The organism is Bacillus sp. NP247, from assembly GCF_018966865.1.
Taxonomy (GTDB): domain Bacteria; phylum Bacillota; class Bacilli; order Bacillales; family Bacillaceae_G; genus Bacillus_A.
In genome coordinates, this window is record NZ_CP076653.1 from 2,070,363 (window position 1) to 2,085,413 (window position 15,051).

The following is a 15,051-nucleotide window of genomic DNA, read 5'->3' on the forward strand; positions in this document are numbered from 1 at the left end:
AAGGAAAAAAGCATCACTGCATAGTTTTTAGAAATCCCTTTACTATTGTATCAAACTTTTCCGGTTGTTCCACATGAATTGCATGGCCAGCACCATCAATTTTGACAAAATTCGCGTCAGAGACGCATTTTTCGATGTTTTTTAATATGCGAAAGAACTTTTCATCATATTCCCCATTCATTAAAAGAACCGGCATTTGTAAGTTGTGCAATTCTTCCCACCATGAAGGCTGAGCCCCTGTTCCCATGCCGCGAAGACTATTTGCAAGTCCTTTTGGATTGTTAGCAAGTCGTTCTTTTCGCACCGCTTCTTGCACGTTTTTTGCTAAACGTTTTTGCGTTTCAAAAAGCGAAATATTTTCCCACATCGATACAAAACTTCGGGTGCCTTCTCGCTCAATTTTATCAGCAAGTCGTTCATCTTTCTCCCGGCGTTCTTTTCTAGCCTCTTCACTTTCAAGTCCAGCTGTACAATTTTCTAATAAAAGAGAACGTACATATTCTGGATATAAACAAGCCATCGTAATCGCCAGTCTACCTCCCATTGAATAGCCAAGTATATGTGCTTTTTCAATATGAAGATGATCTAGTAGTTCTTTCATTTGCAGCGCCGCATTTCGGATATCATAGTGCGTGACATCTTCAGGGCTCTCTGTCTTTCCGTGCCCAACAAGATCCACTACAATTACTTGAAACTGCGCGCTCCATGAAGGGATAAAAGAACGCCATGTTTCCATGCTTCCCGTAAAACCATGAAGAAGTAGAAGCGGTTCCCCGCTTCCGACTACTTCATATTCATACGATACACCTTGCAATGTTACTCTCATTTTGATTCACCTTGCAAAGATGTAGTAATAACATCCATTGTTTTTGCCCATAGTTCACGATGTAATTTCAAGTTTTCTTCGCGATTCGTACAAATTTCCACAACGTGTAATCCATTCGTTTTCGTTCCAGTTTGTACTTCTTTGCGGAAGTTTTCCCATCCATTCACACGGCTAAATGAACCACCATACATTTTGACAACATGTTCATAATCAAGCCCAATTGGTGTCCCAAATAATGATTCGAAATGTTCCTTTTTCTCATATTGTGGTAAGAATGAGAAAATACCTCCACCATCATTATTCACAACAACAATCGTTATATTTAATTCATGTAATTTTGCAGCTAATAATCCGTTTAAATCGTGATAAAATGATAAATCACCGATTACTAATACGAGCGGATCACAAATAACGCTCGCTCCTAAAGCTGTTGAAATGATTCCATCAATACCATTTACACCGCGGTTCGCCATTACTTGAATGTTCTTATTCGACGTGAAGAAAAATGAATCGGTATCGCGAATTGGCATACTATTACTCGCAAATAACGTTGCCCCTTCTGGTAATACGCGTACAATATCTGTAATTACTCTTCCTTCAAACGACGTTTCATATGTTTCCATCTCACGAAGCGCTTCCTTCGTTTTCTCGTTTATATGTTTCCACATTCCAAACCAATCATTCTTTTTCATAACTGGTATTTGCTCTAGTAATGCTCTGCAAAATTCAATGTCACTAGCTTGTACAACTTCTGTCGCAACTAGAGCTGGATCTCTCCATTGTCCAGATTCATCAACAACGATATGAACAGCTTTCGTTTGTTTTTTGATGAACTGCGTTAATGCTTTAGAGACAGGCATTCCGCCGAAACGAATTAAAACATTCGGCTTCCACGTTTCTTTTAACAATTCATTTCGTAAAAATGTATCGTAACAATCTATAACCATCGTTTTATCATGATTACCACTACGGAGGTTAGAAAGTGGATCTGCTAAAATTGGATATCCTGTTTTCTCAGCTACTTTCATAACAGCTTCTGTTATTTCTGGATGGCTGCCGTCTCCACAAATAATAAGCCCCTTTTCCATATGTGAAAGGCGCCCTACAAGAGAATCTACATATTCACTCGGCATCGTCACGTTCCCTTGCTGAACTACTCCTGTATATTCACCACGCCCTTTATCCCATAAACTTTCTAATGAGAAATCCGGTATAAGCGGCTCGCGAACTGGAAAATTAAGATGAACGGGTCCTTGCGGCGCTAAACAGGCACTTGCTATCGTACGCTGAGTTGTCATTCGAGCGTAATGATACATTGCTTCACTCGCTTCAGGAAGTGCCATCTCTGTAAATTGCTTTACAAAAGTACCGTATAAATTAAATTGATTCATCGCCTGTGGTGCACCCACATCTCTTAATTCATGCGGTCTATCCGCTGTTAATACGATAAGCGGCACTCGTGAATGAAACGCTTCACATACAGCTGGATAATAGTTCGCTGCTGCCGTCCCTGACGTACATAATAGCGCAACAGGACGTTTTTTTGCTTTCGCAATACCGAGCGCAAAGAATCCTGCTGACCTTTCGTCTACATGTAAATATGTTTTCATTCCTTCATGTTGTTCCATTAGTAAGGCAATCGGCGTTGACCGTGAGCCAGGACTAATGACAACATCACATACATTTAGACGCGTCAGTTCGTCCACGAACGCGCCTAAATAATATGATAATGCTTCTATATGATTGTTCATTTCATTAATTCCTCCAAAGCACCAAGCATCGGTCTAAACTTCAAACTTGTTTCTTCATATTCAAGCTGCGCTACTGAATCAATTACGATACCACAGCCGGCAAATAAGGATGCCCTCTCGCCATTTAATAATCCGCAGCGAAGTGCAACCGCAAATTCACCATTTCCTTCATCATCTATAAAGCCAATTGGTGCACCATATAATCCTCTATCTAAAAGCTCTACATCACGAATTAATTTCAACGCCTCATGACGAGGTGTACCACCAAGAGCTGGCGTTGGATGTAATTCTTCTACCATCGTTAAAAGACTTGCATCACCTTTTGCCTCCACAGGTGTATATAAATGGATTAAATTTTTCGTCGTTAATAAGCCTGGGCTCTCCGGAATATTAACAGATTCACAATGCTCACTTAGCACACCTCGAATCATGTTAACTACATAACCGTGTTCAGCCAAATTCTTTTCATCATGAAGAAGCGTCTCACCATTTTGTTTACTTTCTTCTATAGAATTGCCATGACCAATTGAACCAGCAAGGCACATCGATGTAAACTTCTCGCCTTCTTTTCGAATCAATCGCTCAGGTGTCGCCCCTAAGAAGCATGCTCCTTTATAATCAAAAGAAAATACGTAACAATCCGGTTGCCCAATGCGAAGCGCTTCTAAAACAAGAACGGAATCAATATACTGATCCATCGTTAATTTTAGCTCCCTTGCTAATACAACCTTCTGCACGTTCCCTTGCTTCATTTCATCCTGTACTTTTCCGATCGCATTCATCCAGCCCTTCGGATCAACTTCTACTTTAGAAGTAACTGTTAATTTTGATCCTTCTAGTGCACATTTACTCTCTTGTAAAATTCTCTCTTCTACAGAAATAATTTCGTTATAAAGAGTTTCTGCACAATCTTCAGCTGAAACGAACTGATTAATGGTTAACCACGCTTTTTCATTTTTTACCGTTAATAAAAATGCTGGTAGTGAAAATGTGGTATCATCAAATTCTTTCCAAAGATCCGTTTTTTCTTTTTCTTGGTCAAATGAAAATCCACCAAATAAAAGAGGACCTGTTCCAAATTCGTATCCTTCTCTTTGTACGAATGCTTTCTCTTTTACTTTATCCCACTCGTCACGAGCAGTTTGAAAGCGTTTATGAGAAGAATTTGCTATAGTGAAAACAGAGCCAATTCCAGCAAATATTACATGCTGAGCTGGGTCTGCAAAATAACATCTATTTTCGAATGAGACCCTTTTTCCTGCTGCATAAAACAGAAGTGGATCCACCCAATCTATTTGTTTTACAAAACTAACTAATGTTTTTTCATCAGTCGCACGCTTAATAGCTGTAACAAGAACTTCTTGTAAGCCTTTTTGTTTCGTTTGAATCACAATTGTCTCCCCCCTATGGGCGAAAAATAGTCATAATTACGCTTGATTTTAAGATACACCTCAAAGGAAAGGCCTGTCAACGTTTAGCATTTCTGAGAAATTCACCTTCTCTTCCTAGAAAATAAACGTTGACACTAAATGATGCTTTTTCTACACTTAATTGTGTACAATATGTGACCAAGGAGGGTTCAACATGGAAATGAACGTCGAAACGAATTCCTCTCCTACAGCGCAAAAGCCAAGTAAACAAACCGGCTGGCGCATTTGGTGGAGTTTATTACGTCCCCATACATTAACAGCAGCTTTCGTTCCTGTTTTCATCGGAACAGCTTATGCAATACAGGTCGGAGGTATAAATCAAATACATCTTCCTCTTTTCCTTATGATGCTTCTTGCTTGCCTTCTCATTCAAGCAGCAACGAACATGTTTAATGAATACTTTGATTATAAAAGAGGACTCGATCATGAAGGTTCGGTTGGAATTGGCGGTGCTATCGTCCGCGATGGCATTAAACCAAAAACCGTGCTTAACTTAGCATTCGGATTTTTAGGCATCGCAACGCTATTAGGTGTTTATATTTGTATGAACTCTAGCTGGTGGCTTGCCGCAATCGGTCTTGTTTGTATGACCGTTGCTTACCTTTACACTGGTGGCCCCATTCCAATTGCGTACACACCATTTGGAGAGCTAACAGCAGGATTATTTATGGGTGTCATTATTATCGGTATTTCATTCTTTATCCAAACAGGAGCAGTAACATCAGAAGTGATTTTACTATCTATCCCAAGCTCCATTTTAATTGGTGCGATTTTACTATCTAACAACATTCGTGATTTAGACGGTGATAAAGAAAATGGCCGTAAAACATTGGCGATTCTCGTTGGACACGAAAGAGCAGTTGGTGTACTTGCTTCTATGTTCATCGTTTCCTACATTTGGACAATCGCTTTAATCATCGTTAACATCGTATCACCATGGATGCTTATCGTATTCTTAAGTGCACCGAAAGCATTTAAAGCGACGAAAGGCTTTATCGGCAAAAGCATTCCAATGGAAATGGTACCTGCGATGATTTCAACAGCAAAAACAAATACAATTTTCGGTTTCCTAATGGGAATCGGATTATTACTTGGATACTTCCTATAGAAAGGAGCTGCTTACGCAGCTCCTTTTTCCATACACCGACTTCCCGGCTGAAATTCATCTCATAATTCCTACTCTCAACGCTCATACTATGTAAAGAAACTGAATTGTAGGAAGGTGGACGACTATGTTAACTCCACAACAAATAAATCAATTTAAATCTATTTTAGAAAAACAACAGCAAGAAGTTGAACAAACGATACAAACTCATGAAAATGAAAACCGTGCATCTGAACGTGATTCAGTAGGAGAATTATCTAGCTATGACAACCACCCAGGTGATATGGCAACAGAATTGTACGAACGTGAGAAAGATTTCGGACTCATCGAATTCTGGCATAAACAGCTAGAAGATACGAAACATGCCCTACAAAAAATTGAAGCAGGTACGTACGGAATTTGCGAAGTGTCTGGTGAGGAAATTCCATTTGAAAGATTAGAAGCAATGCCAACTGCTACAACGTGTATTCAGCACACTACAAATAAATTAGATATGAAGACGCGCCCAGTTGAAGAAGAGGTGTTGTCTCCTTCGTTTCACAAGCACGACGAAGATCATTCTGTAGAGTACGATGCTGAAGATGCTTGGCAAGACGTCGCAAATTACGGAACATCAGAAACACCATCCGATTTAGAAAGACAGGATTCAAAAAACTATAATGGCATGTACGTAAATAGTGAAGAAAATGTTGGGTATGTAGAGGATTTCGAAAATTTTATTGGAACAGATATGTATGGAAAAAACCCACAAGTTTTCGCAACAGAAGAACATGAAGAATATGAACAATTGCTTGATGACTTTGAAGAACGCACCTTTAAAGGCGAATTATCTTCAGATGAGTCTGGCTCTAAAGCATAAAAAAAGCATTCCGAAGTTCGGAATGCTTTTTTTCGCTAGCTAATTAGTTTTTTGTAACGTTAGCTGCTTGTGGTCCGCGGTTTCCATCAACGATTTCGAAAGAAACTTCTTGACCTTCTTCTAAAGTTTTGAAGCCGTCGCCTTGAATAGCTGAGAAATGTACGAATACGTCTTCTCCGCCTTCAACTTCGATGAAGCCAAAACCTTTTTCGCCGTTAAACCATTTAACTTTACCTGTTTGCATGTCATGTACCTCCTAAATAAAAATGAAACTATGAATCCACATGAAAAGGTGGATATAAAGGACATGAATGTATAACAAGCTTACAGCCTTTAATACAACGTGCTTTATTTCCGTACCACATTATGTAGCTCAATAGTGTTTTCACTATATCATGCTATATCAAAAACGTCAAATAAGAACACTTTCGTCCCATCGTTTTTTATAATCCTAGTATAACCTTAAATTTTCATTCTATTTTTATTCAAAATTAACAAAACTACAGTATTCTAATTCCTTTGATTTCTGTACAATATAATTACTACATATGATGAGGTGAAAAAATGCAAGCACATGAAATCGAGTATAAATTATATGGCGATGATATGCAGTTTGTTGAAATTGAATTGGATCCAGAAGAAAGCGTTGTCGCAGAGGCTGGCGCAATGATGATGATGGAAGATCATATCGAAATGGAAACGATTTTCGGTGATGGTTCTGGACCATCTAGTGGTCTATTCGGTAAATTAATGGGCGCAGGTAAACGTCTCGTTACAGGTGAAAGTATGTTTATGACTGTATTTACAAATACAGGTCATGGCAAACGACACGTATCATTCGCCGCTCCTTATCCTGGAAAAATTATTCCTGTTGATTTAACAGAATATCAAGGAAAAGTAGTCTGCCAAAAAGATGCATTTCTTTGTGCCGCAAAAGGTGTTTCTATCGGAATTGAGTTTACTAAAAAAATAGGAACTGGCTTCTTTGGTGGTGAAGGTTTCATCATGCAGAAACTTGAAGGTGATGGTCTAGCTTTCATGCATGCAGGCGGAACTGTATATAAGCGCGAATTAAAACCTGGCGAGAAACTTCGCATTGATACAGGTTGTCTCGTTGCAATGACAAAAGATGTTAACTACGATATTCAATTCGTTGGAAAAGTAAAAACAGCTCTATTTGGCGGTGAAGGTTTATTCTTCGCAACGCTAGAAGGCCCTGGAACAGTTTGGATTCAGTCCTTAACACTTAGCCGCTTAGCAGCACGTCTTACAAGCCCAGCAGCTCAAAGCACCGGTGAAGGCAGTGTATTAGGCGGACTTGGTCGCCTTTTAGATGGGAAAGAGTAAATAGTGTCCTTCTGGGGCCATAGCCATCAACTTAAGAGAATGAATAAAATTAAAATACCCTTTCATAGTACTCATGAAAGGGTATTTTAATTTACGTCTACAAACAACAACACGTTGGTTGAGAAGTTACGCATACTAGGTGAAGAATTCCGAAATAATTTTTCCGAATCATCAGTCCATGAGGTTAGATAATATGTCCAGACATAATGCTGCCCTCGTTTTTTCTCCATTTTGGTTCACCCCGCATTATTTAGATAAAACCTGCCTTAAACTAATGGGGCAGGGTAGTTTAATACGGTGATTTTTTGGAGAAAAATATTGGGGATGTAGATTTTTTTAAACAAGTAGTAAAAAAACTTTGCAACAAATAAATTAATAAGGTTTACTTCAGTAAAATAAGGTATATTATACTTGTTGAATAGATTCTCTTTAAAGACAAGAAAAGTAGGTGAACAAAGTGGGAAAATATCAATTGGATTACAAAAGTCAGGTAGCTGTGGCAAAGTTTCATGAAAAACAGACGCCTGCCAAATTTGATAAAAAGCAGCAACTTGAAAAATTACGTGCGGAGTATTTGAAAAAGAAGCAAAAACAAACAGATAAATAATATGTTACGTTTTCCCTAATTTTCTGTATATGGTGCAAACAAACACAAGAAAATAGGTAAGTTATTCATCGTTCAAATATATACAGGCTATTTTTTCAAACCTCTTACTTAATGACCTAAAAAAGTCGATTCCTTGAGATAGAAATCGGCTTTTTTATTTAGGTGGACTATACAAACCATTTTTAACCATATAACATTCCATCGCTTCATTAAGCCATAACTCTTCTTCCTCTGTATAAGGAGAAGGCATCATCTTATTATATTGTTCTTCTACATTCTCTAATTTACCTAGAGAATACATTGTCTCTTCGCCGACATACTTAAGAGTCGCTTTCATATGTTCATCAACCAATTTTTGCACTTCTGAATCCTCAATTTGTCTTCCAAATAACCTTTTCACTTCTTTCGCTAAACGCACAAACTCTTTATCAAGTGCTATGCCCTCTTCTTCCGGCTTATTATATAATCCATCAGCCACTTCTTTTGATACATATTCTTCAAGCAATAAACGTTGTTCGTTTTCTTTTTGGATACTATTAATTAAGCTCATTAATATGTTACTATCTACCTCTTCATCTTCCTTAAGGCATACCATTGTTCGTTCAATTGCCTTTATCGAAACTTCAAGTTGTTTTTTCTTTTCTTCAAAAGCTACCCTTTGATTTTGTAATGTTTCTTTTAAGCTTATATTCAAACTTTTCATATTGAGCATGACACGAATTTCTTCTAAACTATATCCTAATACTTTAAGACTCACTATTTTTTGGAATGCTAATATATCTCTATCTTTATATACACGGTGTCCTGAACTCATATTTTTTTCAGGTTTAAGCAATCCAATTTCATCGTAATATTGTAGTGTCCGTATTGATGTGCCTGTTCTCTTTGAAAACTCACCAATTGGATAGCCTTTCTTTTTGCTCATCCTACACTCCTCCTAACAATAGGTTTACAAAAATCATACTCCCTCACGTAACTGTAGGTTCAAGCATTTTTTCCAAAAGAATGAATCAAGTCCCTCACTGCATATATTGAACTATACCTTTTCTTAAGGAGGGCTTTCTTGATGCGTACTCCTTTATCGTTTGATAAAGATACTGCCATATTATTAGCATCTTGCTGCGATCTAACGTATGAACAATATAAACAAAATGGGATTTTTGAAATACCTGATGGATTCCAATATGTACAAGGCTTTCAAGGAAAAGCGATTCAAACGATGGAATGGTTTGGGTTCATATTAGAATCTGAAGATACGATTATTGTGGCTTTTAGGGGTACACAAACAGATACAGATTGGATTATCGATTCACTCGTCAACCAAAGACCATACCCATACGCTTTAAATAGCGGAAATGTTCATAACGGCTTTCTTTCAATTTATGAATCTTGCCGGGATTCTATTATGGATATGCTCGTATCATTACCAGCCCATAAGAAACTTCTTGCAACAGGCCATAGCTTAGGCGGTGCACTCGCTACGCTACACATACTAGATGCACGTATAAATACTGCCTTCGCACAGTACGGACTTTATACATTTGCCTCTCCAAAAGTTGGAGATATCGCCTTTCGAAATTATTATAAACTGCAAGTAGCTAGTAGCTTTCGTTTTGTCAATTTATTCGATGTCGTTCCTCTTCTCCCTCCAAGAAATGTCCATTTTAATGAGAATGACTGGGAATATGCACACGTCCATCACAACATGACATTTACGAAAAACACAAAATCCATTACGAATAATCATTCCATTACAACATACAAAACATGTCTGACCTCTCATTTTTAACCAGTAAACAATTGGAAATTAAACATTCGTATACTATAATAATATATGAATTTACTTTTGGATGAGGGGACCTTACATGTTAAAATTTATCTTTGCACTTTTTCTCATTGTAATTTTTTCGGTTACAGGTTTCTTTACATTTTCATACTTTGCGACAGGAGAATACAGTGGAACAGGTATAATATATACCACTATCCCATTTCTTTCTTAAGCAAAATAAGTAAAACGAGCTTAATATCCTTAAGCTCGTTTTATTTTTCTAAGTAAGTGTATCCCTGCTTTAAAAGTGAATAAATAAAAGCCCCTTCAAAAGAGGCTTTCATCTAAAAAAGCTTAACAGTATTACCAATACCCCAAATTTCATTACTGTACTGCAAAATTGTTCGATCACTTGCGAAATGCCCAGATTGTGCAATATTCAAAATCGACATTTCCAGCCATTTCTTCCTATTTTCATAGGCCCTTCCGACAGCTTCTTGTCTTTCAGCATATGGGCTAAAATCTCGAAGAACAAAGTATTCATCGTTTTGAATAACGAGAGAATCATAAATCGCTTCAAATTCAGCTCCCGACTGTGAAAAGAAACCATTCGTTAGCTGATCTACTACTTTTTTAATGTGCATATTGTGGTGATAATAGTCACTTGCACGATATCCACCATTTTGGTAGTAATGAAGAACCTCATCCGCTGTTAAGCCGAAAATAAAGCAGGCATCATCACCGACCCGGTCTTTTATTTCAATGTTAGCTCCGTCTAACGTTCCGAGTGTAATTGCACCATTCATCATGAATTTCATGTTACCTGTTCCCGATGCTTCTTTACTCGCAGTTGAAATTTGTTCACTTACATCTGCCGCCGGGAATATATCTTCAGCTAAAGAAACTCGGTAGTTTTCTAGAAAGATAACTTTCATAAATTGACTTACGTACGGATCGGTATTTACTTTTCTTGCAAGCTCATTTATTAATTTAATAATTTTCTTCGCATAATAATAGCCAGGTGATGCTTTCGCTCCAAAAATAAAAGTACGCGGGTAAAATGAAAAACTAGTATCCTCTTTTAAACGGTTATACAAGTACAAAATATGAAGAACATTTAATAATTGTCGTTTGTATGCATGCAGTCTTTTTACTTGCACATCAAAAATAGAATTTGGGTCAATTGTAATCCCCATTTTATTATGAATACGCTCCGCTAAAATCTCTTTACGCTCTTGTTTTACTCCAGCAATCTTCTCTTGGAAACTAGCATCGTGTTGGAATGTTTGCAATGCTTGCAGTTTAATTGGTTCTTTCTTCCATTCCTCTCCAATTGCTTCCGAAATAAGATTCGTCAGCTGTGGATTCGCCTTCATCAGCCAGCGTCTATGAGCAATTCCATTCGTTTTATTATTAAACTTATCTGGATAAAATTCATAAAACAATCGCATTTCACGCTGCTTTAAAATTTCTGTATGAATTTTCGCCACGCCGTTAACGCTATGGCTACCAACAATCGCTAAATGAGCCATTTTCACAAGGTCATGTGCAATGATGGCCATGTCCTCAATACGCTTCCAATCGTACGAATAACGGTCCCAAAGCTCATGACAGAAACGTTCATTAATTTCTTCAATAATCATATAAATTCTCGGTAATAACGGTTTGAAAATGTGAATTGGCCATTTCTCAAGCGCTTCTAATAACGTCGTATGATTCGTGTAGGAAATCGTCTGCGTTGTTATGTGCCAAGCTTCTTCCCATGTCAATTTTTCTTCGTCTAATAAAATACGCATAAGTTCTGGAATTGCTAGAACCGGATGTGTATCGTTTATATGAATCGCAATTTTTTCATGTAACTGACGAAGACTACCGTGTCTCTCCCTATGCATACGAACGATATTTTGCAAACTTGCTGATACGAGGAAATACTGTTGTTTTAAACGAAGTATTTTCCCCTCATCATGCGTATCATCTGGATATAAAAACTCCGATACAGCCTCTGTTTCACGCTTATATTTCAAAATATCTTTACAATTTTGCGGGAAAGGAACTGGCTCCGCATTCCAAAGCCGAAGCGTATTTACAGTACTTGTTTCATACCCTACAACTGGAACGTCATATGGTACTGCCATAATAACTTCTGCATTTGTATGCCTGAACTCTAAACGTCCATCAATTTCTTGTGGTTCAACGTTTCCAAAATAACTTACTTCTACGGCTTGATCATACCTTCTTACTTCCCAAACGTTTTCATGAAGAAGCCACTGTTCTGGAAATTCTACTTGATAGCCATCAACAATTTTTTGATCAAACAGACCATGCTTATAACGAATACCACAGCCATGTCCTGGTAAGTTTAAAGAAGCGAGTGAATCGAGGAAACAGGCTGCTAAACGTCCAAGTCCACCGTTACCAAGGCCAGCATCTGCTTCAATCTCTTCTAACTCGTGCAAAGAAATTCCAAGTTCAAAAAGTCCTTTTTCACATACATCTCGAATGCCTAAATTTAATATGTTACTGCCTAGCAAACGCCCAAGTAAAAACTCAATGGATAAATAATACATTTGTTTTTGATCTCCAGAACGATAACTTTCGTTCGTTGCAATCCATTGACTATTCATATACTCACGTACCATATGGCCAAGCGTATTGTACTGATCACGAGTTGTAGAATCTTTGAAACTTTTCCCATACATCGTTTCTAATTTTTCTAGAAAAGCGGATTTGAAGCTTTCAACATGAGTAAACATTTATTCACCACCTCAATGTTATTCCATGAGACTTTTATACAATTTCTTGTATGCAAGAGCCGATTTCCCCCAGCTATAATCTTCAGTCATTGCTTGCTTTACAAGCCTATCCCATACCGGTTTATCTTGATAAAACTCAATCGCACGAAGAATTGTATGTAACATGTCATGCGCATTAAAATTCGTAAAGCTAAAGCCATTCCCAATTCCAGTTTCCTCATCGTAAGAATGTACAGTATCATTTAATCCGCCTGTTTCTCTTACAATTGGAATCGTGCCATATGCTAGCGCAATAAGTTGTCCAAGTCCACACGGTTCAAACAGCGATGGCATTAAAAACAAATCGCTTCCCGCGTACACTTGGTGCGCTAACGCTTCATTAAATCCAATATATACTTTTACCTTTTCTGGATACTCGTATGCCATCCATTCAAAGAACTGCTCGTATTCAGAATCGCCTGATCCCAAAATAATACATTGTACATCTTCTTCCATTATTTCACGGAATACAGTACGTACTAGATCAAGCCCCTTTTGCTTCGTTAATCGTGTTACCATCGAAATAACTGGTGTATCTTCTTTTTCTGGTAAACCAAAATAACGCTGCAATGCGCGTTTATTTTCATTCTTCTCATCTAGCGACTCTGCACTATACTGAGCCGTAATATATGGATCTGTTTCTGGATTATATACGCTCGTATCAATTCCATTTACAATGCCACTAAGCTTATCATTATATTTTCGTAGCAATCCATCTAACTTCTCACCGAAAAACTCATATTGAATCTCTTCTTTATATGTCGGGCTAACCGCTGTAATTTGGTCAGATGCGATAATACCGCCTTTCATAAAGTTCACGTTTCCATAAAACTCAAGCTGTTCACTATGAAAATATTCATGACCAAGCTCCAGTAAGTCGTACATCACTTCAGGAGGAAATACACCTTGGAACTGCAAGTTATGAATCGTATATACCGTTTTAATATGCTCATATAACGGGTTATCTTGATACTTTTCACGAAGTAAGAAATTAACCATAGCTGTATGCCAATCATGGCTATGAAGAACATCTACTTCGAAATCAAGATGCGGAATACACTCTAAAACTGCTTTTGAAAAATAAGAAAAACGCTCCCCATCATCATAATGGCCATATAGAGAATCTCTCTTAAAATAATATTCATTATCTATTAAGTAATACGTAATCCCATCCTGCTCACCTTTTAAAATCCCGCAATATTGATTTCTCCATCCAAGAGGAACGTTAATTACTTTATGAAGCGTACATCCTTCTCTTAGCTCTTTCGGGATAAGACTATAGTTCGGAAGTATGATGCGAACATTCACTCCTAATTTTTTTAGTTCTTTCGGGAGCGCTCCTGCTACATCAGCTAAACCTCCAGATTTCACAAACGGTACACATTCTGATACTGCAAATAAAATATTCACTTGTTGTCCCACTGCACGAAAAGCATATATTACTCTTCTTGCAGCTTCCTCCCTTCGAGTTTTCATTTAAATTAAAATTTTAATCAGTGGGGGGATCCCCCACTGATTCTTTAGGAATAACTATTAATCGTACTGTTTTGAACGCTTCCTTTTTCTACAACGTATGGCTCATCGGTGTTTCCTTTTAAAACGACACCGTCACCAATTTTTACGTCTTTATCGATAATAACACCGTCTATTATACAGTTATCTCCAATTTGGCTCTTTTGCATAATAATGCTATTACGAACAATTGAACCTTTTCCAATTTTAACAGAACGGGAGACAACACTATTTTCTACTTCACCTTCAATAATACTGCCGTTTGCAATCATCGTATTTTTCACTACTGCGCCCTTCATATAACGAGTTGGCGGCTCATCTTTTACTTTCGTAAAGATTGGTGCTTCTTTCTTAAATAATTGCTTCCAAATAGAAGGTTGCAAAATTTCTAGACTATGTTTATAGTAACCTTCAATCGAATCAATAATAGCTACATATCCTGTATGTTCATACGTAGCAATATGTAGTGATTTTCCGCGCTTTTCTCTCACTACATCAAATAAACTGTATTGCTCCACATCTTTATATGTCTCAAATAAATCTAACAACAATTGTTTCTTTAACACGTATGTTTGAAGCGAAATGCCTTCATGACAAACCTCGGTAATATCAGCTGACGTATGTATATGTCGCTCTAACACTGCTTGAAAATCTAATGCCGTTACGAGATGGCTATTCGTAATAACAACATACTCTTCTCTGCTTCTTAGAAAATAATCAATATGTCTTCTAAAATGTGCAAAAGATCCAAATTCGTCATGATCACATTGGCAGTTCGGTGGGAATAAAAACAGTCCGTCTCGTTTTCTATCTAAATCCCACTGTTTCCCTGAACCGACGTGATCCATTAAAGAACGATTTTTATGACTTGTAAAAACCGCCACGCTATGAATGTTAGAATTCACCATATTTGAAAGCATGAAATCAATGAGTCGGTAACGGCCCCCAAACGGTAACGCCGCTAATGAACGATGCCCTGTTACTTTCTTTAAGGAAGGAAAACTTCCCGTTGCATTAATAATCCCTAACATTTTTTCTCCCATTCATTTCATCC

At 37.6% G+C, this 15,051-nt stretch carries 13 protein-coding genes; 5 read left to right on the forward strand and 8 right to left on the reverse strand.

Translation table 11 applies throughout. The features are described 5' to 3' along the window. Window positions 1-13: 13 nt before the first annotated feature. Genes menH through KPL75_RS10945 form a run of 3 tightly spaced genes read right to left on the reverse strand, consistent with a single transcriptional unit; the run spans window position 14 to window position 3,968 of the window. Window positions 14-826, reverse strand: coding sequence for a 2-succinyl-6-hydroxy-2,4-cyclohexadiene-1-carboxylate synthase (gene menH, locus KPL75_RS10935; protein ID WP_219920681.1), 813 nt, complete (start codon window positions 824-826; stop codon window positions 14-16). Continuing rightward, window positions 823-2,577 (reverse strand): 2-succinyl-5-enolpyruvyl-6-hydroxy-3-cyclohexene-1-carboxylic-acid synthase, encoded by a 1,755-nt coding sequence (menD, locus tag KPL75_RS10940; RefSeq protein WP_219920682.1) that lies wholly within the window; start codon window positions 2,575-2,577, stop codon window positions 823-825. The genes menH and menD overlap by 4 nt, the downstream gene beginning before the upstream one ends. Next, window positions 2,574-3,968 (reverse strand): isochorismate synthase, encoded by a 1,395-nt coding sequence (locus tag KPL75_RS10945; RefSeq protein WP_002145152.1) that lies wholly within the window; start codon window positions 3,966-3,968, stop codon window positions 2,574-2,576. The genes menD and KPL75_RS10945 overlap by 4 nt, the downstream gene beginning before the upstream one ends. 193 nt (window positions 3,969-4,161) lie before the next feature. On the opposite strand from KPL75_RS10945, the gene KPL75_RS10950 reads away from it, so the two are divergent. Then, on the forward strand, window positions 4,162-5,115 hold the full coding sequence (locus KPL75_RS10950) for a 1,4-dihydroxy-2-naphthoate polyprenyltransferase (protein WP_219920683.1): 954 nt from the start codon (window positions 4,162-4,164) through the stop codon (window positions 5,113-5,115). Window positions 5,116-5,239: 124 nt separating this feature from the next. Further along, on the forward strand, window positions 5,240-5,971 hold the full coding sequence (locus KPL75_RS10955) for a yteA family sporulation protein (RefSeq protein ID WP_219920684.1): 732 nt from the start codon (window positions 5,240-5,242) through the stop codon (window positions 5,969-5,971). 43 nt (window positions 5,972-6,014) lie between these two features. Here KPL75_RS10955 and cspD read toward each other — a convergent pair whose 3' ends face one another. Further along, a complete protein-coding gene (gene cspD, locus KPL75_RS10960) occupies window positions 6,015-6,215 on the reverse strand; it encodes a cold-shock protein CspD (RefSeq protein WP_001193051.1) in 201 nt (66 codons plus the stop codon). Window positions 6,216-6,535: 320 nt separating this feature from the next. Here cspD and KPL75_RS10965 point away from each other — a divergent pair, with 320 nt between their 5' ends. Together KPL75_RS10965 and KPL75_RS10970 are read left to right on the forward strand one after the other, a co-directional pair. After that, window positions 6,536-7,318 (forward strand): TIGR00266 family protein, encoded by a 783-nt coding sequence (locus KPL75_RS10965; protein ID WP_219920685.1) that lies wholly within the window; start codon window positions 6,536-6,538, stop codon window positions 7,316-7,318. A gap of 457 nt (window positions 7,319-7,775) precedes the next feature. Beyond that, window positions 7,776-7,925 carry a hypothetical protein gene (locus tag KPL75_RS10970; protein WP_000521653.1) on the forward strand — a complete coding sequence of 50 codons (150 nt, stop codon included), beginning with the start codon at window positions 7,776-7,778 and terminating at the stop codon, window positions 7,923-7,925. A gap of 154 nt (window positions 7,926-8,079) precedes the next feature. On the opposite strand, the gene KPL75_RS10975 is transcribed toward KPL75_RS10970, so the two are convergent. Continuing rightward, window positions 8,080-8,850, reverse strand: a complete 771-nt coding sequence (locus tag KPL75_RS10975) for a MerR family transcriptional regulator (protein ID WP_219920686.1) — start codon at window positions 8,848-8,850, stop codon at window positions 8,080-8,082. 141 nt (window positions 8,851-8,991) lie between these two features. Between KPL75_RS10975 and KPL75_RS10980 the strand changes: the two genes are divergently transcribed. Next, window positions 8,992-9,714, forward strand: coding sequence for a lipase family protein (locus KPL75_RS10980; RefSeq protein ID WP_219920687.1), 723 nt, complete (start codon window positions 8,992-8,994; stop codon window positions 9,712-9,714). A 323-nt stretch (window positions 9,715-10,037) separates the two neighbouring features. Here KPL75_RS10980 and glgP read toward each other — a convergent pair whose 3' ends face one another. The 3 genes from glgP to glgD form a co-directional block, all read right to left on the reverse strand. Continuing rightward, window positions 10,038-12,446, reverse strand: coding sequence for a glycogen phosphorylase (gene glgP / locus KPL75_RS10985; protein ID WP_219920688.1), 2,409 nt, complete (start codon window positions 12,444-12,446; stop codon window positions 10,038-10,040). A gap of 18 nt (window positions 12,447-12,464) precedes the next feature. Further along, window positions 12,465-13,895, reverse strand: coding sequence for a glycogen synthase GlgA (gene glgA / locus KPL75_RS10990; RefSeq protein WP_219920689.1), 1,431 nt, complete (start codon window positions 13,893-13,895; stop codon window positions 12,465-12,467). Between the two features lie 110 nt (window positions 13,896-14,005). Continuing rightward, window positions 14,006-15,040 (reverse strand): glucose-1-phosphate adenylyltransferase subunit GlgD, encoded by a 1,035-nt coding sequence (gene glgD / locus KPL75_RS10995; RefSeq protein ID WP_219920690.1) that lies wholly within the window; start codon window positions 15,038-15,040, stop codon window positions 14,006-14,008. Window positions 15,041-15,051: the final 11 nt, after the last annotated feature.